The following is a 26,091-nucleotide window of genomic DNA, read 5'->3' on the forward strand; positions in this document are numbered from 1 at the left end:
CTAAGGACTGATGACTAATGGCTAATAACTATATTCCCAATTTCCTATGGTTTTTAATTGGTTTCGTCGCCAGTACAGCGAAAGCGGATCTTCTGAAAAAGAAACTCCTCCCCAGCCAACCCAAGATGAGTCGGCACAACCGGCACCCGCCGGGTCTCCAACAGATGCAGCAACAGACCAAAGTTCACCCGCTGCAGCCGAAGATTATCTCAATTGGGCGAAAGCTGCTTACAAAAATATTCAAAAACAGCAAAAACCTGAAACAGAAGTAGCCGAGACAGAAGTTGCAGCCGAGACAGAAGTTGCAGAAGTTGCAGCCGAGACAGAAGTTGCAGAAGTTGCAGCCGAGACAGAAGTTGCAGAAGTTGAACCAGCAGAAACTGTTGCAGAAGTTCCAGAAGTTGCACCAGAAGCGATTGTTGAAGCAACCGATGCAGCACAAAATGCAGGATTTGCCGACACAGATCCACAAATCGCTGGGGCGATCGACCTTGCACCCGTTGCTCCACAATTAGAAGTTACAGCAGATATAGAAATTGCCCAACCTGCAACCTCAGTTGTAGAAGAAACCGAGTCGATCGCATCTGAGGCGCAAGCCGACGAATCTCTGCCGTTTTGGGCCAGAGCTCAAGCCGATCGCATGGATCGCATCGAACGCCTCAAAGAAACCGCCATTGAAGAACCAGAAGTAATTGCAGCCTCCGCCGAAAGAGCCGCAATTATCGAAGAAATTCCCGGTTTCGACTTTGACGAAGGCTTTTTATGGTCATCAGAAATCCTCGCCAGTCAGGGCCGCCGGCCAGATCAAGTATCCGTCGAAGAAATCAGTTGGCTGCAAAAACTGCGGAAAGGCTTAGAAAGAACCCGCCGCAGCTTAATTAATCGACTAAAGGCGATCGTCGGTCAAGGCCCGCTCAACCAAGACGCAGTAGCCGAAATTGAGACTTTGCTCCTACAAGCCGATGTCGGAGTCGCAGCCACCGACATCATTATCAGCCGTCTGCAAGAAAGACTCAAACAAGAAGCTTTACCGCCAGAACAAGCTCTAGCCTTCCTCAAAACCATCCTGCGTGACATTCTCGACGCTCCGACAGCCGAAACCGCCGCCGGCAATCCCGCCTACAGCCTGACTTTTGCCCCAGAAAAAGACACCTTTAACATCTGGTTAATTGTCGGAGTCAACGGTGCGGGTAAAACTACAACGATCGGCAAACTCGCCCACATCGCCCAAAAATCCGGCTACAACACCCTAATAGCCGCCGCCGACACCTTCCGCGCCGCCGCCGTAGAACAAGTCAAAGTTTGGGGGGCCCGCAGCGGTGTCGAAATTATTGCCAACCCAGGCAAAAATACCGATCCCGCAGCAGTCGTGTTTGATGCGATCGCCGCCGCCAACGCCAGAAACACAGAACTGCTGATCGTAGACACCGCAGGCCGCCTGCAAAACAAAAAAAATCTCATGGACGAACTCAGTAAAATCCGTCGCATAGTAGATAAAAAAGCCCCCGGCGCTACCGTAGAATCTCTACTGGTCTTGGATGCCACATTAGGTCAAAATGGTTTGCGACAGGCAGAAGTATTCGCAGAATCTGCCAAATTAAGCGGAGTAGTATTGACAAAACTCGACGGTTCTGCTAAAGGTGGTGTTGCCCTCGCAGTAGTGCAGCAGCTCGGTCTCCCCATCCGCTTTATCGGAGTAGGAGAAAGCATCGAAGATTTGCGCCCGTTTTCTAGTTACGAATTTGTCGAAGCCCTACTGGATTTTAGATTTTAGATTTTAGATTTGAGATTGATGAAGTATCTGCCGCGGGCCCGATTTTTGGAGGCCCGGACAGAACTTCAAAGTCTCAAATTCTTAAGCTCAAACTAGCATCGCACCAAACTACTAAAGAAAAAAAACCGGGTTTCTGCTCGCTGGCGTGCAATATCGTTTCCAGTTGTATCGGTATTGTTCAAACACTCAACACTCAACAATCACGCTTCGGTACAACTGGACTCTTCTCTAGGTCCTCAATCAATCAAGTTCCTTTTAAGATCAAAAATCACAAATTTAAAATGACTGCTGTGCCTTTGCCTCGTCCCTCACCTCAACCTGCTGACCGCCCGACGGGTCGCAATTCTACCGACGCGACGCCAGTATTTGCCCTCAAAGAACTGGTGGGCCGCTTGCACCGATACCAGCACAACGTTCAAGATATGTTGGGCTCCCTAGGATTTGCCCTCCGCAGTTTTAACAATCTCAATCAATTTTTGGAGTTAGTACCTTTAGTGGCGACTCGCGTTACCGATGCCGACGGGGGAGCTTTAGTGCTGTTCAAACCCAACGGTCAAGTCAGGTTTCAGCAGTTGCACTGTCAGGAAGGAAGGTATTGCCAAGATTTGCAAAAAGCGCTGGAAATGGCCACCAGACAAGCTACAGCAGTTGCTGCCCCGGCTGGTGAATCTGCTTCCTCAATCTCAGGGCAAACTTCTAGTCTCGACCTGCAAGTAAGTCGTTATTTGGGCCCGGATGTTCATTTGTTTGGAACGCCAATTTTAGTCAAAAATTTAGAACGCGGACGGCTTTATGTTTTTAGTAGTGACCCTCAATATCTGTGGACTTCCAGCAGACAGAAATTAGTTCGGTTGGTGGCGGATCAAACCGCCGTGGCAGTCTACAAAGATGAACTTACTGTTAAGTTAGCTGAAAAAGAACGCTTAGATAGAGAATTAGAAATCGGGGCGGAAATTCAATTGCGGCTGCAACCCCGCAGTTGTCCGAAAATTCCCGGTCTTGACGTGGCCGCCCGCTGCCAAACCGCTAGCAGAGTCGGTGGAGATTATTATGATTTTATTCCCGCTGACTATGACCCGATCGGCAAGGATAATGAGGGGCAACACCCCCCATCCCTGATCGAAAATCTCAAGTCCAAAATCGACAAGGGTCGCTGGAGCATCGTCATCGGCGACGTGATGGGCAAGGGAGTGCCGGCGGGCCTGTTGATGACGATGACGCGGGGTATGCTGCGGGCCGAGGTTTTGAACCGCCACTCGCCTGCGAGAATTTTGCAACATTTAAACCGGGTAATGCACGCGGATTTGGAAAATTCCCACCGTTTTGTTACTCTGTTTTATTCGGAGTATGACCCGAAAACTCGCGTTTTGTCTTACAGCAATGCTGCTCACCACCCACCTTTGCTGTGGCAAGCTGCAACTAATACGATTCTGGGACTCGATACTTTGGAGGGTATGTTAATTGGTCTCGATCCAGATTCGCACTACCAAGAAGCTCAGGTGCAATTGCAGCCGGGAGATACTATTATTTATTACACTGACGGTTTTACCGATGCTGCTAATCAAAGAGGCGATCGGTTTGATGAGGATAATTTGACTGCGGCTTTTCAGTGGGCTTGTCAAAATTATCAGCAGTCTGAGGAAATTTTGGATTATTTGTTCGATCGAGTTCAGCAGTTTATCGGTATTGGCAATCGCAACGAAGATGACATGACACTGGTTGTACTTAGAGTAACACCTTTAACAGGAGAAAATCAACATGATAGTTAATTTAATGCCGGAAATTATTGCTGGATTGACCGGCTCGATTCATTGGCATGATGCGGTTGATTTGTTAGTTGTAAAATCTCATTTGAATACGGTGATTTTGGGCCAAAGCTACGAGATTTTTACTAATTTCCAGAAAGCTTGGAATCATTTTGTTTCGACTGGTCAAATAGGAGCTTTTTTTATAGGTATATTTGTTGGCTGGTTCGTTAAGGGCATTTTTCCTTAGAGCTTTTGTGGGACTTGGGGCATTAGGAAAAGATTTGATATCAATTCCGGTTGTACTGTCATGTGATTGTTGACTGTTGACTGTTGACTGTTAAGAGGGCGGGCCCGCACCATCCACCGCCCCTACGGACTGTTGACTCGATTTTATTATTCCGATGCAACCGGAAAAGATTTGAAAAGTTAGCAGGCGGGATTTCATTTTTTTGTGATGCAGTATAATTTTAATAATTTTGTAGTCAGGAATTCAGTTTTTTAGTGTCAATACAGGTATAAAAAGTTTGCAGTCGGGATTAAAGTCTTTTTTTGCCGAATTAGGGAAGCAGGATTTTAGTTTGATGCTGCAAATCGGCAGACTTGCATTTCGATGCCCAGAACCGGTTTTTTAAAGACTTCTGCAACAGACATATAATCTAGTTTTACCTTCAGTAATGACAGCACAACAAAAAACTTGGAGTCAAAGATTTGAATCAGCGCTGCACCCAGCGATCGCCCGATTCAATGCTAGTATTGGCTTCGACATTGAACTGATTGAGTACGATTTGACTGGTTCTGTCGCTCATGCTAAAATGCTCGCCAAAACGGGGATTATTTCTGCAGCAGAAGGCGAACAGTTAGTCAATGGTTTGGAGCAAATTCGCCGCGAATACCGCGAAGGTCTTTTTGTTCCGGGAGTTGATGCAGAAGACGTTCACTTTGCGGTAGAAAAGCGACTGACGGATATTGTGGGGGATGCGGGCAAAAAGCTGCACACAGCTCGATCGCGCAACGACCAAGCAGGTACTGATACTCGTTTGTATTTGCGCGATCGCATCGCCGAAATTCGCCAGCAATTGCGAGAATTTCAAGGGGTTTTACTCGATATTGCCCAGCTTAACGTCGAAACTTTAATCCCCGGTTACACGCACTTGCAGCGCGCTCAGCCAATCAGTTTGGCTCATTACTTGTTAGCTTATTTTGAAATGTCCGATCGCGATTGGGAACGTCTCGGCGATGTCTCCAAGCGGGTGAATGTTTCGCCTTTGGGTTGCGGTGCGCTGGCGGGGACGACTTTCCCAATCGACCGAGATTATACGGCAGAACTCTTGCATTTTGACAAGGTTTATGCTAACAGCTTAGATGGAGTGAGCGATCGAGATTTTGCGATCGAATTTCTCGCAGCCTGCAGCTTGATTTTGGTACACTTGAGCCGCCTGTCAGAAGAAATGATTTTGTGGTCTTCTCACGAATTTGGATTTATTACGCTCAAAGATAGCTGCGCTACAGGTTCTAGCATCATGCCCCAGAAAAAAAATCCCGACGTGCCAGAGTTGGTGCGGGGCAAAGCGGGACGGGTATTTGGTAACTTGCAAGCCTTGTTGGTAGTAGTGAAGGGACTTCCTTTGGCCTACAACAAAGATTTGCAAGAAGATAAAGAAGCTTTGTTTGATACCGTGAAAACGGTACAGGCTTGCTTGGAAGCAATGACGATTTTGCTCAGGGAAGGAATCGCGTTTAACAAATCGCGCCTCGCCGCGGCTGTTACCGAAGACTTTTCTAACGCTACAGACGTCGCAGACTACTTGGCCGCTAAAGGCGTTCCCTTCCGGGAAGCTTACAACCTCGTCGGGAAAGTCGTCAAAAGTTGCCTTTCGGGGGGCAAACTCCTCAAAGATTTGACACTTGAGGAGTGGAAAGACTTGCACCCAGCTTTTGATACAGACATTTACAGCGCGATCGCGCCTCAGCAAGTGGTGGCGGCTCGCAATAGTTATGGAGGTACCGGGTTTGAACAAGTGAGAAAATCACTTATCGCTGCGCGCGATCGGCTCGCCTAAACATCGTTAAATTCTCGGACAAATTCGGGCTGGCTATCTCTCCGAAAGAACGATCGTGTTTTCCACTCTGGTTCTAAATTGGGCAGATAGCCTGACTCTATTACTCTTCAGCAGCAGCCATATCCTTGTCCCGTCCGCCGCCGCCGCTCATGGCGCCCATCCCGCCGCCGTTGCCGCCGTCAAATCGCCTTCTCTTGTTGGAGAACATATCTTGATTTCTCCGCTTGCGAAATTTGCGAGCGTATGCTTGATTTCGTTGTGCCTTCTCTTTCTTGAGATTGCGGCGCTTAGCCATTATGACCTCACTAATAAACATTGACACTCCCCGCGCCCGAAAGCCCGGGAATTCTTAAGATTGATACTCTGTGCACTCAGGCGTGACTGAGATTCTTGCTTGGGCGAAGTCACTTGCTTCTGACAGGATTTCTCCAGCTAAAGCAGACGTGTCTTCTCCCGAAGCGTAAATTCCGGTATACTATACCGTACTCGATCGGTTCTGTTTCTGTAGCTAGGTTTTGTTCAAATTTAGCTTTCGTGACGCTCCCACAACAATCGCAAGCGATATGGTTTAGGCTTCTGAGTCCTGTTAAGGATATCGAGAACTTCCTTCAAGGTACTCCAATCGTTTCCCTCTACGGCATTTTAAAGTGAGGAACACGTCCCGCCCCACTTATATTATAAAAAGGAATTGGTTCGTCTCGTTGTCCACCCCTCCACGGCTCAAAGCTATGCTTGTGAGATTGTGAATGGGTGGCATCAGGAGTCTCACGCACCTTTTATCCCACACTAACCTTCGATCAGTATACTGTGGGGATTCCTGTCTGCCTAGCTAAACCGCAACACCGTTAGGTGTGACTACGCACTCAACTAATCCAGTTAAGTTTTTACGTTGTCTAGTTTTACTCAATTTTAGACCGATGACGATCATAACACACCCGGTACAAGACCCAGAAAAAAGAACACCGGGATTCAACTCGCTGGGAATCTGGGTGCGATCGGACGCAATGTTTTCGATCTTCCAGAAGATTTCCATAAACTATTGACAAAAAAACTACAAATGACTGTAAATCCCGGTGACGTAGCTCCTGTCTTCAGCCTGCCCGACGCGCAAGGCAATGTCGTCAGCCTTGCAGATTTTCGAGGGCGGCGAGTTGTACTTTATTTTTACCCTCGGGACAATACCCCCGGCTGTACCAAAGAAGCTTGCGGCTTTCGCGACATTTACTCAGACTGCGAGTCGCGCAATATTGCAGTCCTCGGCGTCAGCACAGACGGGCCCCAATCCCACGCCAAGTTTGCAGCTAAATATCAACTGCCTTTTCCCTTGCTGTGCGACTCAAACGCCGAAGTCGCTACCGCCTACGGCTGTTACGGACTCAAAAAGTTTATGGGAAAAGAATTTATGGGAATTACTCGATCGACCTTCGCGATCGACCCAGATGGTAGGATTGAAAAGGTTTATTGCAAAATCAAACCAGAATCTCACGCAGCGGAGATTTTAGCAGACTTGCTAGAAATCTCGCCTGAATGACAAATGCAAAATTAAGACTCCAGAGCTGCGAGCTAGGAGGCCTCGAATTACTTTCTCCTAAACAAGCTTTTGAGTTTATGCGTCGATTGTGGCAAATTGGACAAACTGTGCTGGGGCTGATTTTTCGCCATCCCGTCACTGGTACTGCGGTGATTCCCATATTACCTGACGGGCGAATTGTGTTAATTCGCCGCCGCGACAACGGTCGCTGGGGACTGCCGGGAGGTATGGTTGACTGGGGAGAGGATGTTCCGACAACAGTGCGGCGGGAATTGGCGGAGGAAACAGGACTCGATTTAGTCAAAATCCTGCGCTTGGTGGGCGTTTATTCGGCTGCCGATAGAGACCCGCGCCTGCACTCAATTTGTATCGTGGTAGCTGCAGAAGTGGAAGGAAAGATGCAAATTCAGGATACGCTGGAAATCAGCGAGGTTGAGGCTTTTTCGCCGGGATCGCTGCCGGAGAACCTGCTGAGCCACGATAACGACAAGCACTTGCAGGACTATTTTCAAGGCCTGACAACTTTGGCTTAAACTAGGCCGTCCAAATTTGAGTAAAGTCGGGAATTACTTCGCCGGAGCGTCGATTGAGGAATTAAAGAATTAACTCGTCGCGATCGATCTGGGTTCTTGAAAAAAAGTCTAAAATTGCGTGAGCGAAGCTTGCAGAAGAGGATCGCCCCGCGACGAGTGTCAGAAAACAAGTATCCGTTTTTGGTCGGAGTCAACATTTGCCTGTGATGAGTGTGGAATTAATTTTTAATGTAGGACTTACGCATGGCGGGCCCGTGAAACCTGGTTTTTCACCGCTCTTAAAGACAAAGAGCCAATATTTGGGAAAAAAACCCGATTTTTGCCATCAAGGTGCATTCCTACTTGAATTCAAAATCTCTGAACATTAAATTAATAATCTTTTTATAGCTAAATTTTTAACCGGATGTACTTACAGCTACGCAATTCTCGGGTCAAACTTTCTTTAGGGCAAATCTTCTGGCACGAAGTCGGTCAAGGCCCTAATTTAGTATTTTTACACGGTTCTTGGCAGGACAGCAGTCAGTGGCTGGGGACGATCGAACATTTGAGCCCCTACTACCAATGTTTCGCGCCGGATTTGCTGGGGTTTGGCGATTCCGAACGGCCGAACGTTCATTATTCGATCGACCTAGAAGTAGAATGTCTCGCGCAATACCTCGACACTTTGAACCTGCAACAGGTTTATTTAGTCGGTCATTCTTTGGGCGGCTGGGTGGCGGCCAGCTACGCGATCAAATATCCCGATCGAGTTCAGGGTTTAGTGTTGTTGGCCCCTGAAGGGGTAAAGGTTGGCCACCGGCGGGCGCGGTGGCAGAATGCTCGCTGGCTGATCGGTAAACCTCCGTTGGCTTACTGGTTTTTGCGATCGATCTATCCCATTGCTAAGTTGTTGGGCTGCCAAAAAAAGATTGACCGACTGCTAAATTTTAGACAGCAATTGGTGCAGTCCCCAGTTGCAGTGCAGTTGCTGTTGGGGCGGCGGCGGGCTGAAACTACAGCGGAGTTAGTTGATGATAATTTACCATTTTTGAAAGTGCCTGTTTTGTTGTTGCACGGTTCTGAAGATAGCGTCACAGCTTTATCTCTGTGTCAATGTTATGCCGCTCTAGTTCCTAATGCCGAACTGCAATCTGTCACTGGGGGAGAAAGCAATTTACCACAGGAAGCCCCGGATATTGTTGCTAAGTATATTCGCGAATTTGCTAAGTGAATTAGTCAGTAGTCAGTAGTCAGTAGTCAGTAGTCAGTAGTCAGTAGTCAGTAGTCAGTGGGAATTGTGGACTGTTGACTAACAACTAACAACCAATAACTAACAACTAATAACTAACAACTAATAACTAACAACTAACAACTAATAACTAACAACTAATAACTACTGCCAACTGCCAACTGCCAACTGCCAACTGCCAACTGCCAACTGCTAACTGCCAACTGCCAACTGCCAACTGCCAACTGCCAACTGACTAATAACTAATTCCCCAAAAAATGGCTTCTGGCGCGTCAATTATGCAGGAAGCCGTCTCGGGAAAGGCCGCGGTGAGGTATTGCAATAACAAAGTTCGATCGCCCCCGGTGAGTGCAATTTTGCTATTGGGAAACAACCTCTGCCAATCTTCAATAAAATCCCTAACTCCTGCCAGCGTCGCATACACCACTCCGCTGTGAATGGCCCCAGCAGTATTTTTTGCCCAGCGGTGTGGCAGATTTTCTGGTAAGCTAACTGAGGGCAATGCAGCGGTTTGTTTCCCTAGCGACGACAATTGCAAACCCAAACCGGGCAAGATAGCGCCCCCAACTAAATACCTATTGACATCTGCCCCAGTAAATGTTAAAGCTGTACCAGCATCTATAACTAAAACTGGCCAACCCAATTGGTTGCCAGCACCCAGTAAAGCCAAAGCTCTGTCAATTCCTAGAGTAGGATACAGTCCCCCGATCGGCAACTGGTCTAAAGTAATAATTCGGACATTAGGATAACTCTGCCAGATTGCTGTTTGCTGGGGAACTACTGATGCCAAAACCAGAGGTGGCGCGATGAAAGAAAGTGCGTGAGAATTAGAAACGGCGGGAGTATCATGAATAAAAGGGAGATTTATATCTGATATTTGCCCGATCGAACTCATGACTGTTTTTACCAAATATTCGGCTTTTTCTGTCTCACAGAGCCTGGAAACAGCATCAGCTTTCAGATGCTCTGTATTCCATGTTTTTTCTAGGGTTTTCCCAGCAAATAATCCCCAGTGGAGTCGCGAATTGCCGATCGCCAAAGCTATTTTAACCTCGTCTTTACCTGTGAATAGAGGTGTCAGGTTGCTTGTACCAACTAGCGGGCGAAAATTATCGACAATTGAGTTTTTCATGTTTATCGAGCGCGATCGCCAACATTGAACTAAAGATAGATTTTAGATTAATTTGATTCGATTAATCTAGCAAGTAAGTCTAATTTACCTGCAAAAAACAGGTGTCGCGCCCCCCACAATTGTTGTGGATGCTTCCAAAGTTTTAGAATTTTGTTCCTGCTAACCGATCTGTGAAGTAAATCTCAAAGCGAAAAATGGAAAATCTCAAATCGACCGATAGCTAAGGAATTTCAATGGCGCGCGCTTAATTTGTATTTTCGGCTACATAACCCACATTCTGCACCTTCAACTGTCACAGAGTACAATTACTCAGAGCAATCGATTTTTAAAGTGATAAATTATGCCTCTCAAAAAACTTTTTTCCGTCTATAGCGGTTTTCAAAAAAGTGAGGTATACCCTATACCCACAGAGGTTTATGCCCTATCCTGGATAGTACCTCTTATGAGAGATTGAAAGGCTATATATACGATAATAAAGTATAATCTAGAGCTTAATTGTTCAAGAAAAGTAAGTAAAAACCGATTGTGACAGTTGAGGGTGCAGAATGTGGACATAACCCTTAATTTATATTTATAAATATTTGTAAAGCAAATAATTGCAAGGGTCGGGGTGCATCCTTTATAATGTTTTAATATCTTCCAACATTCCTAGTAGTGGCGATCGCGCTCTTGGCAGGGTAAGCAAATCTGTAAAGAACCAGGATCTATCGAAATACAGTACAACGGCAGAGTAAATATGTCTCTAAAAATACAACAACAAGAAAACCATTGCACTATCTTCACTTCGCAATTGCCGGAAGCTGAAAATTGGAGGCAGGAAGAAGGTCTTTTGCAGCCGCAAATAGACGAACAAAAAGCCCTAATTGTGCAAATGCAGCAGCAAGTTCAGCTATCAAACCTGCTCAACCAAATTAATAACGAAATTCGCAGCACACTTGACATAGAAGAAATTTTGACATCTGCCTGCCGATTGCTGGGGCAGGTGCTGCAGTCGAGCCGCGCGAGTATTTTAGTCAAAGAATCAAGTACAGGAAATATTTTAGTCACGCGGGGAGAGTACAACGCGGGGGATTATCCGATCCAACTGGGCATGAAAGTACCGATTGCTGACAACCCGCACTTGGAAGAAGTTATATCTCAGCAGGAGTCGCTAGCAGTGACGAAGTTTCTCGATTTTCCGGGGTTGAACCCAGAAACCAAAAAAATTGCCGAAGCTTTGGAAATTAAGTCAATGCTGGCAGTAGCTACTCGCTATCAAGGTGAAGTCAATGGCATAATTGGCTTGCATCAGTGCGATCGCGAACGGGAATGGACTGATTGGGAAAGGCAACTTGTAGAAGGGGTAGCTTCTCAATTGGCGATCGCGCTCAATCAAGCCAAACTCTACAGAAAAACGCGCCGCCAAGCCGAACAAGAATCGCTGCTGCGGCTGATCGGCAACCAAATTCGCAGTACCTTGGATCTGGGAACTATCCTGCAAACAGCGGTGAGAGAAGTGCGCCAACTGTTGCAGTGCGATCGAGTAATTATCTACCAGTTTGAAGATAACTGGCAGGGCAAAGTTGTCGTTGAAGATATGACGGTTCCTTGGCCTTCAATTTTAGGAGATATGGGGGCAGATAAGTGTTTCAGAGGAGATTACGCCACTCTTTACCAGCAAGGGCGAGTCAAAGCAATTAATGATATTTTTAATTCGGGTTTAGAGCCTTGTCACGTTGATTTTTTAGACCGCTTGCAGGTAAAAGCTAATCTGATCGTACCGATTATTACATATAGAAGCGAAGAAACTTCACAGTCTCCAGCCGAAATTTCTAATTTAAAACCAGGTAGGCTGTGGGGTTTGCTGATCGCTCACGAGTGCCGGGATACTCGCAACTGGCAGCGACAAGAAATGGAGTTGCTGTCGCAGCTAGCCGACCAAATGGCGATCGCGATTCAGCAAGCAGGACTTTACAGCCAAGTCCGAGAAGCAGCAGTCAAATCTCAAGCTCAAACCCAGCAACTGCAAGCAGCGCTGCAAGAATTGCGATCGGCACAGCAGCAATTAATTCAAACCGAAAAAATGTCTGGTTTGGGGCAAATGGTAGCGGGAATTGCTCACGAAATCAACAACGCCAACAATTTTATCCACGCCAATTTGTTTCATGCTAAAGAATATTTTAAAGTCTTAAACGAAGCTCTTGAATTCTGCGGAAAAGCCTGCCCGGAAGCCGCGGAAGCACTTGTCAAAATCAATGAAGAACTAGAACTAGATTATGTTCGAGAAGACTTTGGCAAACTGCTCAATTCCATGCGAGAAGGCAGCGGTAGGATTCGATCTATCGTGACGACGCTACGAAGTTTTTCTCGATTAGACGAGGCGGAATTTAAAGCGGTGGATTTGCATGAAGGTTTGGACAGCAGTTTATTGATGCTGCAAAATAAGCTAAAAACAAATATTAAAATTGACAAAGAATACGGAAGTTTGCCACGAGTTAACTGTCATGCAGGCCAAATCAACCAAGTATTTTATAATTTGATTGACAATGCTTTAGATGCGATCGACTCTGCAGACAAACCGGGGGAATTAACAATCCGCAGTTGGCAAAGCGAGCCGGACTGGGTAGCAATTTCTGTCCGCGATACCGGAAATGGCATTCCTGCAGAAATTCAGGATAAGATTTTCGATCCATTTTTTACTACTAAACCTGTGGGGAAAGGTACTGGTTTAGGACTTTCTGTGTGCTATCAGGTAGTTGTGCAAGCCCACGGCGGCCGGATTCGGTGCGTCAGTGAGGTTGGCGGAGGAACTGAGTTGATTGTTGAATTGCCGTTGACCAATCAGAGGGCATAAAATCGGTCATATTTTGTCATCCGAGAACTCCTCGCATCAAATTGGTATTATCATGACTGTTTGTACGTAACAACACTTCAGGGAGTTTCAGAGCGCCCGCAGGAGGGCGAAAAACCAGGTTTCTACGAGTTTTTCGTTGAGAAATGAGAAATATATGAAGAAACCCCGTTTCTCAAGTAGCGGGTGGGTTCAGTTTATTTGAAAGGTCTATCGGCAAAATTATCATTTTGTCAACACCCAATTAATAGATTTTTGTAACAACAGTCGTGAAGCATACCGCTAACGCGGAACCTGAAGGGTAGCTATCCCGTAGACGATCGCCCCATCCATACATTAATAACTTTCAAGTTACTTAACACCTTCATAAGAAATTTTATGAAGATTTACAAAAGAAACGTGTCAGAATGGAAACAATAAGGTAATGGATAACAGACAAGGAGGCACAGTATGGTAGCCCTGACTGAACGAGTCCAACGCAGATTGACAGTGGAAAAAGTCGAAATTGCCCCTGATACAACGGCAATTCGATGCCTGGACTGGGATAGAGACCGCTTTGACATTGAATTCGGACTCCAAAACGGTACAACTTACAACTCATTCATCATTCGCGGCGAAAAAACCGCCCTCGTCGATACCTCCCACGAGAAGTTTCGCCAGCAATATATGGAGACTCTGGCGGGGGAAATTGACCCGAAACAAATTGATTATCTAATTATCAGCCACACCGAACCCGACCACAGCGGTTTAGTTAAAGATGTGTTGGCTTTGGCGCCCCAAGCAATAGTGGTGGGGGCGAAAGTAGCAATTCAATTTTTAGAAAATCTGGTACACCAGCCTTTTGAGCGGCTTGTAGTCAAAAATGGCGACAAATTAGATTTAGGTAACGGCCACGTTATCGAATTTGTATCTGCGCCGAACCTGCACTGGCCTGATACTATTTTCAGCTACGACAGCAAAACTCAAGTGATCTTCACCTGCGATGCTTTCGGGATGCACTACTGTTCCGACAGTACCTACGATGACGATTTAGCAGCGGTTGAGGAAGATTATCACTTTTATTATGAGTGTTTGATGGCTCCCAATGCTCGATCGGTACTCAGCGCCATGAAACGGATGGCAGAATTGGGAGAAATCGGTACGGTGGCAACAGGTCACGGGCCACTGCTCAGGTACAATGTAGTTGAACTTACTGGACGTTACAAAAAGTGGAGCCAAGCCCAAGCTAAGGCAGAAACCACGGTAGCGGTATTTTACACTTCTGACTACGGATTTAGCGATCGACTCAGCCAGGCGATCGCCCACGGAATCACCAAAACCGGTGTCGCCGTAGAAATGATGGACTTGAAAATCGCCGACTTGCAAGAAGTCCGCGAACTTGTCGGTACTGCTGCGGGGATCGTGATTTGTTCGCCGCCTAGTAACGGCGCTGCTGCAGAAAATGCCGAAGCAGCCATCAACACAATTTTAGTTGCAGCTAACAACAAACAATCCTTCGGTTTGTGCGAATCCGGCGGCGGCGATGACGCATCTATTTACCCGCTGCGAAACAAGTTCAAAGAATTGGGTTTGAAAGAAATATTTCCCAACATTTTGATTAAAGAAGCGCCAACGGAAGCGATTTATCAACTTTGCGACGAAGCCGGCACCGACTTGGGACAGTGGTTGACGCGGGACAAGGCTGTCAAACAGATGAAATCCCTCGATAGCGACTTGGATAAAGCTTTGGGACGGATCAGCGGCGGACTGTACATTATTACCGCTCAAAAAGGCGCGGTTAGCAGTGCGATGTTAGCTTCTTGGGTGACGCAAGCGAGTTTTAAACCGCTGGGTTTAACTATAGCAGTTGCGAAGGATCGGGCGATCGAATCGATGATGCACGCGGGCGATAAATTTGTGCTCAACGTGCTCGAAGAAGGCAACTATCAAACCTTGATGAGGCACTTTTTGAAGCGTTTTGCTCCTGGTGCCGATCGATTTGCCGGAGTTAAAACTCAACCAGCCAGCAACGGTTCTCCAATTTTGACAGATGCTCTAGCTTACATGGAATGCGAAGTGGTTAGCCGGATGGAACTTTCGGATCATCATATCGTATATGCTACGGTCGATAGCGGTCGCGTATCCAACCCCGAAGCGCTGCCGGCAGTTCACCACCGCAAAGTCGGCAATCACTATTAGGAAGTGAGTTGACTGTTGACTGTTAACTGTTGACTGTTGACTGTTAACTGTTAACTGTTGTCAGGAGCAAGGGGGAAATTAAACGATATATCGATCGATCGACTGTCCGAGTCAACACAGGCCAAACTTATTAGTAAGGTGCGTCAGACGATGTTTTATTCGACTTCATCATCGACTATCTACTGACACACCCTACAATTAAAGTCTAGGACGATATATCGATCGACTGTCCGAGTCAACACAGGCCAAACTTATTAGTAAGGTGCGTCAGCCGATGTTTTATTCGACTTCATCATCGACTATCTACTGACGCACCCTACAATTAAAGTCTAGGACGCAACTGGCTAAGCCAAAACTCTCAACTTTGTGCTTGTGGCGCACCTTACCAGGTTCTCGGTGTTGGGTGCGCCCCAAGCAGCAAACCGGGCAAACCGTTGTCATTTAGACTCCATTTTAACTAGGGGAATTGCTAATGCCCGCCAATCTTTTAGAAGACAGAAACTACACAATTATTATTGCCAGAAGCGATGGCAGCCGAGACTCCCAACATCCTTTTTACGAGGAATGGGTAGAAGCACAGGCATCTCTGATCGACTTGGCAAAAAAATGTCAAGAATTTGACAGCGACGGCATTACCGTCTATGAAGCTTCTACTCCTATGTGGAAGTATAAAAATTCAAATGTTGCTCGGTTGGCTGAAATTTTGCAGCGACAAAATACGGAACCGGATGCAGCAAAACCGACTGCAATTAATTTGGCAGAACCTCTAACCACAGCTTTTAGCGATTATTTTCAGCTCAAAACAAAGGCTGCTGGTAAACAAGGAGCAATAATTGTTGTAGTGCTAGATGAAAAACCAGAAAATGGCGCTGCTATCGCCGAAATTCTTGTAAGTGCGGCCAATAAAATAGATAGAGATGAAGAAATTGGTGTGAGCTTTATCCAAATTGGGGACGATTTGAAAACCCAGAAATTTCTAATTGATCTGGATACCAATTTACAGGTTCAAGGTGCAAAATTTGATATTGTAGATACCAAATTTTGGCACGAAATTAAAAGAAGTTCTGTTGTTCAGTTTCTCATAGGTGCAATAAATGACTAACGCTCTAGTTTCCAGAACCGCATCTGATGCCAAACCGCGCGACGTGCAGTTTGTCCAAATTGCGGCAGATACGGTAACAGTACGATCGCGCACTTGGGATAGACTAAAATTTGAAGTAGAATATTCCCTGCAAAAGGGGACGACAGCAAACAGCTATATCATTCAAGCCGACAAAACAGCTTTGTTTGACCCGCCGGGGGAATCTTTCACCCAAAATTATCTGGATTCTTTGCAGCAACGGGTGGACTTGACAAAGCTAGATTATGTGATTTTAGGGCATTTCAACGCTAACAGAGCTGTCACAATTACAGCTTTGTTAGAATTGGCTCCGCAACTAGCTTTTGTTTGTACGAATCCAGCGGCGATTGGTTTGCGAGGCGCTTTTCCCGAACAAGAATTAAACATTATGATTGTGCGGGGAGAAGAAACTCTCGATTTAGGAAAAGGTCACAAATTAAAATTCATCGCGACTCCGACTCCCCGCTGGCCTGACGAACTTTGCACCTACGATCCGCAAACTCGAATTGTGTTCACAGACAAATTTTTTGGGGCTCACGTTTGCGGCGACCAAGTATTCGATGAAGGGTGGAGCGTTTACAGCGAAGATCGGCGCTATTATTACGATTCCCTGCACGCATCTCAGGCTAAACAAGTGCTGACGGCAATGGATAAATTAGCCGATTTACCAACAGCATTTTATGCTCCCGGCCACGGCCCAATCGTCCGTTACGGTCTCCACGAACTGAGCAATTTGTATCGGGAATGGAGCCAGCAACAAAATTCAAAAGACTTGACAGTTGCTCTACTTTATGCTTCGGCTTACGGAAATACGGCTACTTTGGCGCAGGCGATCGCCAAAGGGATTACAAAAGCAGGCGTTGCTGTAGAAACAATCAACTGCGAATTTGCCGAACCGGGAGAAATTAAAGAGGCGATCGAGAAATGCGCGGGATTTATCATCGGAACTCCGACGCTAGCAGGACACGCGCCGACGCAAATTCAAACTGCTTTGGGAATTGTGCTCTCAACAGCGGCTAAAAGCAAATTAGCGGGGGTTTTCGGTTCCTTTGGCTGGAGTGGAGAGGCGATCGACTTAGTAGAAAACAAGCTGAAAGATGCTGGCTACCGCATTGGATTTGAGCCGATTCGAGCGAAATTTAAGCCGACGGCGGCGACGATTTACGAGTGCAAAGAGGCGGGAACAGACTTTGCTCAAGCTTTGGTGCGATCGCAAAAATTGCGGGCACCGAAACCACAGTTGACTGGTGGGAGCGATCGCACGGAACAAGCAGTGGGAAGATTAGTAGGTTCGTTGTGCGTAGTCTCGGCGAAGCGCGGGGATCTTACGAGTGCGATGCTGGCTTCGTGGGTATCGCAAGCCACGTTTAATCCCCCTGGCGTTACGATTTCGGTGGCTAAAGATCGATCGATCGAAGCTTTGATGTACGCCGGAGATAAATTTGTGCTCAATATCTTAGCAGAAGGGCGACAGTTGCGGAAGTATTTCATGAAAAACTTTGCTCCGGGAGAAGACAGATTTGCCGGAGTTGAAACGGTGGAAGCTAGCAACGGCTGTCCGGTTTTGACAGAAGCTTTAGCTTATCTCGAATGCGAAGTAATAAGTCGGATGGAATGCGGCGATCACTGGGTAGTTTATGCAGCGGTTGAAAACGGTCATTTGCTGAAAAATGACGGGGTGACAGCGGTACACTACCGGAAATCTGGGACTCATTATTAAGCTACGGCTAGGACACGGCACCGCGCCGTGTCCCTACAAATAGATCGAAGTTTTTACCAGGATTAATCGCCGTCAATCTGCAGTTGCCAAAACCGATTTACTTGGTCTCAACCGCCGATTGTGGCCACAGATAAATAGCGCCAGAAATCAAAGTTAAAGCTACAGAAATCCAAAATGCAACTAAGGCCGGAACGTTCCACGCCTCAGATAGAGGAGCGATTAAAAGCGCGATCGCCACAATCTGACTCACCGTCTTCAACTTGCCCCAAATATTAGCTCCAGAAATCGTAGTTTTATTAACACGCCACCCCGCAATTGTCAACTCTCGCGCCAAAATTAAAAACACTGCCCAAGCCGGCACTTTACCCAACTCAATCAACACTAAAAGCGGCGCTAACACCAACAATTTATCCACCAAAGGATCGAGAAACTTTCCCAAATCGGTAATTTGATTCAGCTTCCTAGCCAAATAGCCGTCCAGCCAATCAGTAGCCGCAGCTACCACAAAAATTGCGGTGCAAATCCAGCGACTTTGGGCGCTTGGATCGTACAAACCGTAGAGTAGAAAAGGCACTCCCAGCAAGCGGGAAAAAGTAATCAAATTAGGTAAATTCATCATAGAAGTCATGGGGAATTGGGAATGGGGAATTGGGAATGGGGAATTGGGAATTGGGAATGGGAAATTGGGAATTGGGAATTGGGAATGGGGAATGGGGAATTGGGAATTGGGAATTGGGAATTGGGAATTGGGAATTGGGAATTGGGAATGGGCTAAACAGGTCATGGGGCATGGGGCCTATCGTTGTCAATCGACCAGAAATGATGTCATCAGTCATCAGTCAAGGGAGAGGGAGATGAACAAAAATTAAGGGCAATATTTTTACAAAATATTGCCCTTAATTTAACATTTTTTTGTAACATTTTTACTTTTAGCAAAACAGCTTTTAGCTCGATCTTCATCCACAGCTCACGACAAACTAACAACCCAAAACAGCAGGTATATTAACACGCAGCTTGTTTATTTAAGACAACCCAAATTGTTTCGCAAATCAGATTGATCTCTTGACAAACCTCTGTCTTTCATGGGAGAGGATTCTTGATTCATATCAAATCCTATCTTCATCGGAATAGTAAATTCACTGTTGACTGTTGACTGTTGACTGTTGACTCGATTTTATTATTCCGATGCAACCGGAAACAATATTACTTGCAAGCAAGCATCTTGACCGGGAATGAAAATTTAATCACTTAAGCGATTTCTCGTTATATCGTTTCCGCTTGCATCGGAATGATTTAACCTTATTAGTACGCAGAGTACACAGAGTCCGAGAATATATATCTGAATCATTCCGATGCTACCGGATTTGATATTACCAGGCTCTTCCTGGTAACGAGCAATCCCGATCGCCCAAAACCCGCTTTTCACCCCTTCACCCATCGCTCGGTGTGTCAACATCCCAAACAATGGTGAGCGGTTCTAAAAATTTTTGCTGGCTGAATCCGGCGAGTTTTCCTAAATATTCGCGCACAAGCCTAGCGTGCTCGATATTCAAGCGATAACCCCGCGAGACATCCTCAAAGAAAAGCGGCTCAGCCAAAATTGCTTGCCAATCAGGATTTTGCCTCGACTCCTGGGCTAGCAACATGAAATCTTGCTCCTCCGGCAAAAGTCCCGCCGGCAATTTTCCAGCCAAAATCTCCAAAATCCGAGGCCTGCAGGTGCGGGTATTCACGCCTTGGCGTTCCAACAACTGCAAAATTTCCTCAAAACTCTGAGTTTGGGCACCCAAAACCTGCATTAATTCCCACAGCAGAAAAAAGTCGCTGTACTGCTGCGGCACATCCAAAATTTGAGGATAAAGAGCCAAACTCGCCAACCCGCAGGCAACTAAACCAATTTTTTCTGAATAATTTGGGCTTGGCAATACAGAATCAACAGCCGAATTGTGTGACTCAGAAATATTGCGATCGCCCTCAAATTCCCTGTCTAGCCTGTCTTGAACGACGATCGCATTGGGCAGCTTCTGTCGCAACCAACGGGCGATCGCAGGCCAAGCGCCCATACCTCCAGTACAAATCGCGCGATCGATCCCCGCCGGCGACATTCCCGCGCGGCTGAGCAAAGCATTTAATTCGCGGTTCAACTGCTGCACAAAAGGCACTAAAACCAGACTTTCCAAATCTCTGCGCTTCACATCCCAATGCTGCTGGCCAATATTCAAAACAAAACTTTCTTGATGTTGCAAAATAACTTTCAAATGCCTTGCCGCTGCCAACAATTGCAGCCCAAAAGCCGAACCTTGCAACCGCTGCTGCAATTGATACCGACTAGGCAAATCGGGATGCCCCGGACGCGGCAAATCGACCGACATTCCCCAAGTTTCATTTTTCGCCAACAACTGACAGACAATATCCTGATCGAAAGCATCGCCAGCAACATCAAAACTTTGGCAAGTAAAATCAGTACGAGTTAAACTTTCAAGATTGGACGGCAAATCAACTAAAGCTAATTCCACCGTTGTCGCCCCCGCATTCAGAATCAAAGTTCCCCCGCTAAAAGCCCCATCATTCACAGTTAGCGGTACAGCTTCTGCGACTTTGGTGCTAATAGAATCGAGCGCCGAAGATTGCACTTCTGTGGAATTTTTGACAGGAGTTACAACAGCAATTAAAGTGGCGATCGCATCTGGCACCACAAAAATTTGCGAAGCCGAAGCCACCAAACCTGCGCCCAAAACAGCCTCCCGCAAGTTAAACCGATAAGCATCCGACCAGCCCGCCGGAGTCCCCAAAATTACACCCTGCAACTCAGAGAGTGCCGCATCCAGAGTTTCAGCAGTCAGTCCCGAAGCTTTACAAACTTCCCCCGATCCCCCAACTTTTTGCCCCCGCAGGCGGGGATTCAAAGTAGCCAGCAGCGCCCGCACACCTTGCACCGGTATAGCCACCGACAAAGCCCCGCCATAGCACTGCAACAGCGGTTCGTACATCCCAGCAGCTTCTCGCTGATAAGGAATGGTCACTTTTAAAGGCAATTTAAAATTTTGCAGCAAAAATTCTTCCCCTGGCCAAGCCACCTGCGGGTCTGCATTGCTTGGGACTGTTTCCTCCACCGCCACAACCGAGGGAATCCGAAAGGTAGCCGAGGCTTCCGGGGCCTGCGGTGTTTCCCAGTAAATCGGGTGCAACTTGCCGCTGGTGCGATCGACCAAAGCAGCCGACAGTCCGCCCGATGCCAAATCAATGCCCAAATACCAGCGAGAATTCCGGCGTTTTGGAGATTGAGAGGAGGAAGGGGCGATCTTGCTGGGAACCAAATCTGCTGGCGACTCTTGCTGCTGCGCGCTTTCCCTAGGCTCGGTTTTCGCCTCAACAGCTTTTGTTTTATTCTCTGTGGGAATTAGGTTTTTTTTTTACTTTCTGCTGGAGTCGATCGCAATTCGTCAGTTTCTGCAGTTTCTCGATCGGTTTGAGTCAAACTAGCCAAAATGTCGTCTAGCGTCAACTTTGACTCATCTTCCTCAACAAACAAATCATCCTCAAGTTCGTCTTCCAAAACAAACGGTTCATCTTCAGATGAGAGTTCCAACACATCGGAGAACAAATCCTCCAGCGTGCCGAATTCTTCCTCTAGGGTTTCGGGAAAGGGATTTTCTGCACCGTCGTCGGAGGAATTCGCCAAATTAAAGCTGCTAACCGCACTTGAACTCGATCGCCCTTGGGCCGTATTTTCCAATCCCTCCAATCCCTCCAGATTGTAGAGGTCTGTCTCCAACAGTTCCAGAGTATTGTTATCCAAATTTAGAGCTCGATCGAGGTCATCTTCTAATGCTTCAACCGGCAGCAAATCCTCATCCGGCGAAGCTTGGATGTAGTCATCATCTAATAGCTGCGAAGATGCGTCGGACTCGCCCGTGCGAACATCACGAGCACTTGGGACGCGCGCGGCACTGGCTTGCTTCGGGCTAGTTTCAGGAGTCGCGCTCAAAGTCGGCGGCTGTGGTAATGTTGCAGTGTCGGAACTATCGCCTAGGTTTTTAGCCGTTGCTCGATTTGGTCGATCGTCCGAATCAAGTTGCGGCGCGATCGAACTTTTGGCTGGCGGTTCTGAAACTTGAGGTACTGTTGCAACTTGCAGTTCAAATAAATCTTCACTATCTAAAGTTAGATCCTCGATCGAATCACCGATTACAAAGTCTGAATCTTCTCCCAAATAATCTTCCAGCGATTCACCTTCATCCATCAGATTTACAAACAAATCTTCCGCATCATTCAGGATTTCGGCAGTTTCCTCGCCTGCGTTTTGAGATATTACCGCTTTATTGGTCGCAGCACTTTCAGTATTTTCTATAGTAAACTCTTCGAGTTCTAATTTTAATTCTGCGACTTCTTTTTCCGCAAACAAACTTGCGTACAAATCTTCAACATCTTCGCCATTTTCTGCTAACATATCTTCCGACTCAGCGCCGGACAACAGAGTTACAGATGCTGGTTCTTCTTCTGGTGCAGAACCGAACAAATTATCTTCCCAATCCGAGAGAGAGAGAGGAGTTTCAATACGATCGCGATCGTGCCTCAACTGTCCGAATTGCTGAGAAATTTCCGTACCGGCGTAGGGAAATCTGTCTTGTTCTGGCAGTTCGCCGCTCAGATTTTCACGGGTAGCAGGCGCATCCGGTTCGATCGCCCGATTTGAGATAGCCGAAGCGGCACCAGAGCTGTCTGTTGCGTTTGGGGCTGCCGTTTCGAGGTTTTCCACGGATATCGGCTGCTGAACGTAGGAAGACGCTTCTCGTCCCAACTGTGTCGCCAAGTGGTTAACAAAAGCCGCGAACATTGCCTCGCTCTGCTGGCTCAAACCGTACATATTTTCGAGTCCTTGTCCCAAGGAAGCTTGATAGCTTTGCAAATTTGTTTCCAAACCGTCGAAGACCATATTCATCGTCGAATCTAGCCTCATCAGCAGGCTGTCGGCACGAGCTTGGAAATTTTGCATTTGCTCCAACCTCTGACCCGGTGTCAGCAGCGGGAGTTCTTCTGAAGTTTGTGGGTTTAAAGCCGATTGTTCGGATTGTGCTGCACTGCTTGGCAAAAACTGATTTTCTAGGGTAGCGAAAATTTGGGACAAATCGCGATCCAAGGTTTCTGTCAAGCGGCTCCTGAGCACCTGCAAGAATTCAGAAATGATTTGCTGTTGGTTAGCTTGTTGCTGAGCTAGGGATTGTTGCTGCTGCCGTTGTGCTTCTAGCTGTTTGATTTCTTGAATTAGAGCTTGCTGCTCTTGTCGCAGAGCTTCGATGTCTTGTTGCAGCGGCCCCGTCAGGCTCGAACGCAGGTTGCTAATTTCTCCGGTGACGGCAAGCATAATTTGCTCTGCTGCTGAGGGAATCGCGGGCGGCATCGGCAATTTTGGAACTGGAACTGGTACGGGGCGGACGTTTGGGGGCGGCGGCCTGTTGGGAATTGCTAGCTTTGAGTCTTGGGAAAACAGATAAGCGCGAACTCGCTCGAACAGTTGGCGCTGGTGGACAGTATCGATCGAACCCGTCCAAGGCAAGCGGGGGGCGGGCTTGCTGAGTACCTCGTCAATCTCAGCAATTAGTGCTTGAATTTTGTACTTCTGAGAATTCAAGGGCGGAACCTCTGGGAATGCGGCTTGGCAGAAATTTTGTTGAAAAAAGATTGAAGTCAGGCGGCAGCTATGCCAATAGATAGAATAATCTGAATGAGAGCCTGTAAATAATCGACTAATATTTTATGACAACTTGGAATTAACCTTTTGCTTTTGCCTTCGGATGACTTCTATTACCCATCATAGGTTAGCTGGTACTTCCGCATCAAATGCTGGCTTCTATCAACTGCAAATGTTCTCAAATTCTGTGGCTGCTTTCCGTTTTTGCCGATCGACAGCAGGGATGATCCCCGAAGAGGGATAGCTGGACTTGATGAAATGCAGGCTGGCACCGGCTGGCGGCTATGGCGTGCCGCACCCACCAGCCATTCTATCTCGCTCTTTCACCGAAAGCAGAACAGTTCCCGCGTCGCAGTTCAAAAACCCGGTTTCTCGATCGCCCGTCTCTGGCTCGCGGGCCGCGATTGTCTCAAAAACCGGGTTGAGAAGGCCTTACTCTGACAGAAAAAACCTCAAACAATTGGCGATCGGTAAACGCCCCATTAATTACAAAAAGACTCTTGAAGCTGGTTAGGCCTTGGGGCTATTTGCAAGTGTAATTAATTCTGCCTGCCCTACTTACCGTTTTAAAAAAACAATGCAACTGTATGTCCCTAACCCAAACTCATATCCAGTAACTCATTCCCAATGCTTCAATTCTTTAATCTTCAATCTAAAATTGTAGGATTTAGGTGCCCCAAATTCAGCTTTATCCGGCTACAGTTGATGGGAACAACCTCCGATGATAGCTTTTGATCTGTATTCGTGGCTAGAGAGATTAATGGTATCATTAGACTCCCAGCGGTTGCGGTCGATTTGGTCGCTGTATACCCGGTGTGCCCGCTTGTGGTGTTTCTCCGTGCCGATCGACTGCTGGGCCGGCTGACCACAAATCTCTCAACAGTGTTAAGCTTGTTTTCGTCAAGTGCTGGTCTTCGTTAACTCGATCGGCACAAGCAGCTTGCCACGCTGCTTAAATTTTGTTAATAAAATTTGCTTTGCGGTATATATCTAAAAAATTATGGTATATTCTTTAGTTTCTAGCTCGCAATCAGAACTTGAAGGTATTAATTTCCATATTCGACCGATAGACCGCCTAACTTGAGAGGTAAAATTGCCGATTTGAGATAGTTGTTTCTCAAATTTTGAATTTCTCATCGAATGACTCGGCTGCCAACTATTTCTAACTGCCCAGCGTAGCTCTAGCGCGTAAATTAAAATAATGGCCTCATGGAAGACCGCTTTAACACCCGAGATCCGCAGTCTAATATAAATCAATTGATTGTTTCTACTCCTTTTTTTGTAGGTTTACCCGATCCTGTAATTGAAAGAGCAACTGTCCACATCGTTACCCGGAGTCATCCGTCAAATCAAGTGATTTTGCTGGAAAATGACTGGGGAACATCTGTGTATTTTATATTGGATGGTTGGGTAAAAATTCGTACCTACAACCTAGACGGAAAAGAAGTAACACTGAATATTTTAGGGAAAGGAGAATTGTTTGGAGAAATGGCAGCGATCGAAGAAACACCGCGATCGACAGATGTCATCACCCTAGCCCCGACACTGATCGGGAATATGCCAGCTCAAGATTTTGTGCAGCTCATTCATACCGAACCGCTAGCAGGCATTCGGCTAGCTCAACTGATGGCTCGCCGCCTGCGACAAGTCAACCGCCGCCTGCGTTTGCGAGAATCGGACAGTACCTCGCGAGTAGCAGATATTCTGTTATTTTTGGCAGAAGGGCAAGGCAAAAAAATCCTGGAAACAGGAGGCACAGAAATTCCCAACCTGCCACACAGAGAATTGAGCAGCCTCAGCGGGCTGGCTCGGGAAACAGTAACGCGAGTGCTCAGCAAGCTGGAAAAAAAAGGAACAATTCAACGCGAACGTGACGTTTTGTGCATTCCCGACCTTCACGCCTTGGAGCGTCTGTTAGTCTAGAAGTATCAGAGACTGCTAATGAGAATCTAATTAAAAAGCACTCTCTGTTAATTAACTGATATTGATGATTTCCCGCTGGAGGTAAAGCTGTGAGTTTTAAGAAAATTTTCGCCGCCGTTGATGATTCTGAACTGGGCCAGCGCGTCTTCAGTCAAGCTCTAGAATTAGCTGTGGGCGATCGAGCTCAGATGATGCTATTTCACTGCGTTACTGTCAACACACTGGGCGAGGTGGCAGTACCAATTCCAGTAGATTTGGGCATGAATGTCGAGTTAATGGATCGAGCTTATCAAGCTCAACGTTTGCGGCAGGAAAGAGAGATCGAAAAGACTTCGGGTTTGCTAAAAAATTACTGCGACGCTGCCACTCAACAAGGATTGCAAGTAGAATTTGACTGCAAAATGGATGGAGATGCAGGGCATTCTGTCTGTGAAGCTGCCGAAAATTGGGGCGCAGATTTAATAGTAGTGGGGAGGCGCGGCCGGACGGGCTTCACAGAAGCTTTCCTCGGCAGTGTCAGCAATTATGTGGTTCACCACGCATCTTGTTCGGTTTTTGTAATTCAGGACGCTCAACCCGAAAAATGATACTGCCCCAAAGTTGGGCGGATAAAATTAATCTA

General features: G+C 46.8%; 21 protein-coding genes. 15 read left to right on the forward strand and 6 right to left on the reverse strand.

Annotated features, from left to right (window positions below; translation table 11 throughout):
- Positions 1-46 precede the first annotated feature (46 nt).
- From ftsY to argH, 4 genes are all read left to right on the forward strand, one after another.
- Entirely contained in the window at positions 47-1,774 is a 1,728-nt protein-coding gene (ftsY, locus tag QT998_RS23885) for a signal recognition particle-docking protein FtsY (protein ID WP_333092630.1), read from the forward strand.
- Positions 1,775-2,055: 281 nt separating this feature from the next.
- On the forward strand, positions 2,056-3,543 hold the full coding sequence (locus QT998_RS23890; RefSeq protein ID WP_333092631.1) for a PP2C family protein-serine/threonine phosphatase: 1,488 nt from the start codon (positions 2,056-2,058) through the stop codon (positions 3,541-3,543).
- A complete protein-coding gene (locus QT998_RS23895; RefSeq protein WP_194066727.1) occupies positions 3,533-3,769 on the forward strand; it encodes a hypothetical protein in 237 nt (78 codons plus the stop codon). Before QT998_RS23890 ends, QT998_RS23895 begins: the two co-directional genes overlap by 11 nt.
- 427 nt (positions 3,770-4,196) lie before the next feature.
- Positions 4,197-5,582 (forward strand): argininosuccinate lyase, encoded by a 1,386-nt coding sequence (argH, locus tag QT998_RS23900; RefSeq protein ID WP_333118132.1) that lies wholly within the window; start codon positions 4,197-4,199, stop codon positions 5,580-5,582.
- Between the two features lie 100 nt (positions 5,583-5,682).
- Here argH and QT998_RS23905 read toward each other — a convergent pair whose 3' ends face one another.
- On the reverse strand, positions 5,683-5,877 hold the full coding sequence (locus QT998_RS23905) for a hypothetical protein (protein ID WP_194010773.1): 195 nt from the start codon (positions 5,875-5,877) through the stop codon (positions 5,683-5,685).
- Between the two features lie 762 nt (positions 5,878-6,639).
- On the opposite strand from QT998_RS23905, the gene bcp reads away from it, so the two are divergent.
- The 3 genes from bcp (at position 6,640) to QT998_RS23920 (ending at position 8,856) form a co-directional block, all read left to right on the forward strand.
- Positions 6,640-7,113, forward strand: a complete 474-nt coding sequence (bcp, locus tag QT998_RS23910) for a thioredoxin-dependent thiol peroxidase (protein WP_333092633.1) — start codon at positions 6,640-6,642, stop codon at positions 7,111-7,113.
- 77 nt (positions 7,114-7,190) lie between these two features.
- Positions 7,191-7,646: an NUDIX domain-containing protein gene (locus QT998_RS23915; protein WP_194010783.1), complete on the forward strand. Its 456-nt coding sequence runs from the start codon at positions 7,191-7,193 to the stop codon at positions 7,644-7,646.
- A gap of 403 nt (positions 7,647-8,049) precedes the next feature.
- Positions 8,050-8,856, forward strand: a complete 807-nt coding sequence (locus QT998_RS23920; RefSeq protein WP_333118131.1) for an alpha/beta fold hydrolase — start codon at positions 8,050-8,052, stop codon at positions 8,854-8,856.
- Between the two features lie 253 nt (positions 8,857-9,109).
- On the opposite strand, the gene QT998_RS23925 is transcribed toward QT998_RS23920, so the two are convergent.
- A complete protein-coding gene (locus tag QT998_RS23925) occupies positions 9,110-10,006 on the reverse strand; it encodes a pantothenate kinase (RefSeq protein WP_333092635.1) in 897 nt (298 codons plus the stop codon).
- Between the two features lie 736 nt (positions 10,007-10,742).
- Between QT998_RS23925 and QT998_RS23930 the strand changes: the two genes are divergently transcribed.
- From QT998_RS23930 to QT998_RS23945, 4 genes are all read left to right on the forward strand, one after another.
- Positions 10,743-12,839, forward strand: coding sequence for a GAF domain-containing sensor histidine kinase (locus tag QT998_RS23930; RefSeq protein ID WP_333118129.1), 2,097 nt, complete (start codon positions 10,743-10,745; stop codon positions 12,837-12,839).
- Between the two features lie 447 nt (positions 12,840-13,286).
- Positions 13,287-15,014, forward strand: a complete 1,728-nt coding sequence (locus QT998_RS23935; RefSeq protein WP_333092640.1) for a diflavin flavoprotein — start codon at positions 13,287-13,289, stop codon at positions 15,012-15,014.
- A gap of 472 nt (positions 15,015-15,486) precedes the next feature.
- Entirely contained in the window at positions 15,487-16,116 is a 630-nt protein-coding gene (locus tag QT998_RS23940; protein ID WP_333118124.1) for a hypothetical protein, read from the forward strand.
- Complete coding sequence (locus tag QT998_RS23945) at positions 16,109-17,854, forward strand: diflavin flavoprotein (RefSeq protein WP_333118122.1); 1,746 nt, start codon at positions 16,109-16,111, stop codon at positions 17,852-17,854. The genes QT998_RS23940 and QT998_RS23945 overlap by 8 nt, the downstream gene beginning before the upstream one ends.
- Positions 17,855-17,951: 97 nt before the next feature.
- Here QT998_RS23945 and pgsA read toward each other — a convergent pair whose 3' ends face one another.
- Positions 17,952-18,470 carry a CDP-diacylglycerol--glycerol-3-phosphate 3-phosphatidyltransferase gene (gene pgsA, locus QT998_RS23950; RefSeq protein WP_333118147.1) on the reverse strand — a complete coding sequence of 173 codons (519 nt, stop codon included), beginning with the start codon at positions 18,468-18,470 and terminating at the stop codon, positions 17,952-17,954.
- Between the two features lie 24 nt (positions 18,471-18,494).
- Between pgsA and QT998_RS23955 the strand changes: the two genes are divergently transcribed.
- Positions 18,495-18,629 carry a hypothetical protein gene (locus QT998_RS23955; protein WP_333118121.1) on the forward strand — a complete coding sequence of 45 codons (135 nt, stop codon included), beginning with the start codon at positions 18,495-18,497 and terminating at the stop codon, positions 18,627-18,629.
- Between the two features lie 655 nt (positions 18,630-19,284).
- Here the strand turns inward: QT998_RS23955 and QT998_RS23960 are convergent.
- Entirely contained in the window at positions 19,285-21,171 is a 1,887-nt protein-coding gene (locus QT998_RS23960; RefSeq protein ID WP_333118120.1) for a hypothetical protein, read from the reverse strand.
- A gap of 83 nt (positions 21,172-21,254) precedes the next feature.
- Positions 21,255-23,486 (reverse strand): hypothetical protein, encoded by a 2,232-nt coding sequence (locus tag QT998_RS23965; RefSeq protein ID WP_333092645.1) that lies wholly within the window; start codon positions 23,484-23,486, stop codon positions 21,255-21,257.
- A 313-nt stretch (positions 23,487-23,799) separates the two neighbouring features.
- On the opposite strand from QT998_RS23965, the gene QT998_RS23970 reads away from it, so the two are divergent.
- Positions 23,800-24,060, forward strand: a complete 261-nt coding sequence (locus QT998_RS23970) for a hypothetical protein (RefSeq protein WP_333092646.1) — start codon at positions 23,800-23,802, stop codon at positions 24,058-24,060.
- A gap of 255 nt (positions 24,061-24,315) precedes the next feature.
- Here QT998_RS23970 and QT998_RS23975 read toward each other — a convergent pair whose 3' ends face one another.
- The gene (locus tag QT998_RS23975) at positions 24,316-24,450 is read right to left on the reverse strand and encodes a hypothetical protein (RefSeq protein ID WP_255515824.1); all 135 of its coding nucleotides are present in this window, start codon (positions 24,448-24,450) and stop codon (positions 24,316-24,318) included.
- Positions 24,451-24,755: 305 nt separating this feature from the next.
- Here QT998_RS23975 and QT998_RS23980 point away from each other — a divergent pair, with 305 nt between their 5' ends.
- Together QT998_RS23980 and QT998_RS23985 are read left to right on the forward strand one after the other, a co-directional pair.
- Positions 24,756-25,469: a Crp/Fnr family transcriptional regulator gene (locus QT998_RS23980; RefSeq protein WP_194011402.1), complete on the forward strand. Its 714-nt coding sequence runs from the start codon at positions 24,756-24,758 to the stop codon at positions 25,467-25,469.
- An 89-nt stretch (positions 25,470-25,558) separates the two neighbouring features.
- Positions 25,559-26,056, forward strand: a complete 498-nt coding sequence (locus tag QT998_RS23985; protein WP_333092647.1) for a universal stress protein — start codon at positions 25,559-25,561, stop codon at positions 26,054-26,056.
- Positions 26,057-26,091: the final 35 nt, after the last annotated feature.

Source organism: Microcoleus sp. S1D4 (genome assembly GCF_036700765.1).
GTDB lineage: Bacteria > Cyanobacteriota > Cyanobacteriia > Cyanobacteriales > Microcoleaceae > Microcoleus.

Bases quoted from the DNA above. Each gene is read 5' to 3' on its own strand.
- pgsA (WP_333118147.1), bottom strand. From the start codon at position 18,470: ATGAATTTACCTAATTTGATTACTTTTTCCCGCTTGCTGGGAGTGCCT.
- QT998_RS23895 (WP_194066727.1), top strand. From the start codon at position 3,533: ATGATAGTTAATTTAATGCCGGAAATTATTGCTGGATTGACCGGCTCG.
- QT998_RS23935 (WP_333092640.1), top strand. From the start codon at position 13,287: ATGGTAGCCCTGACTGAACGAGTCCAACGCAGATTGACAGTGGAAAAA.
- QT998_RS23905 (WP_194010773.1), bottom strand. From the start codon at position 5,877: ATGGCTAAGCGCCGCAATCTCAAGAAAGAGAAGGCACAACGAAATCAA.
- QT998_RS23970 (WP_333092646.1), top strand. From the start codon at position 23,800: ATGAAATGCAGGCTGGCACCGGCTGGCGGCTATGGCGTGCCGCACCCA.
- QT998_RS23920 (WP_333118131.1), top strand. From the start codon at position 8,050: ATGTACTTACAGCTACGCAATTCTCGGGTCAAACTTTCTTTAGGGCAA.
- bcp (WP_333092633.1), top strand. From the start codon at position 6,640: ATGACTGTAAATCCCGGTGACGTAGCTCCTGTCTTCAGCCTGCCCGAC.
- QT998_RS23945 (WP_333118122.1), top strand. From the start codon at position 16,109: ATGACTAACGCTCTAGTTTCCAGAACCGCATCTGATGCCAAACCGCGC.
- QT998_RS23915 (WP_194010783.1), top strand. From the start codon at position 7,191: ATGCGTCGATTGTGGCAAATTGGACAAACTGTGCTGGGGCTGATTTTT.
- argH (WP_333118132.1), top strand. From the start codon at position 4,197: ATGACAGCACAACAAAAAACTTGGAGTCAAAGATTTGAATCAGCGCTG.
- QT998_RS23925 (WP_333092635.1), bottom strand. From the start codon at position 10,006: ATGAAAAACTCAATTGTCGATAATTTTCGCCCGCTAGTTGGTACAAGC.
- QT998_RS23980 (WP_194011402.1), top strand. From the start codon at position 24,756: ATGGAAGACCGCTTTAACACCCGAGATCCGCAGTCTAATATAAATCAA.
- QT998_RS23890 (WP_333092631.1), top strand. From the start codon at position 2,056: ATGACTGCTGTGCCTTTGCCTCGTCCCTCACCTCAACCTGCTGACCGC.
- QT998_RS23930 (WP_333118129.1), top strand. From the start codon at position 10,743: ATGTCTCTAAAAATACAACAACAAGAAAACCATTGCACTATCTTCACT.
- QT998_RS23940 (WP_333118124.1), top strand. From the start codon at position 15,487: ATGCCCGCCAATCTTTTAGAAGACAGAAACTACACAATTATTATTGCC.
- ftsY (WP_333092630.1), top strand. From the start codon at position 47: ATGGTTTTTAATTGGTTTCGTCGCCAGTACAGCGAAAGCGGATCTTCT.
- QT998_RS23955 (WP_333118121.1), top strand. From the start codon at position 18,495: ATGGGGAATTGGGAATGGGGAATTGGGAATTGGGAATGGGAAATTGGG.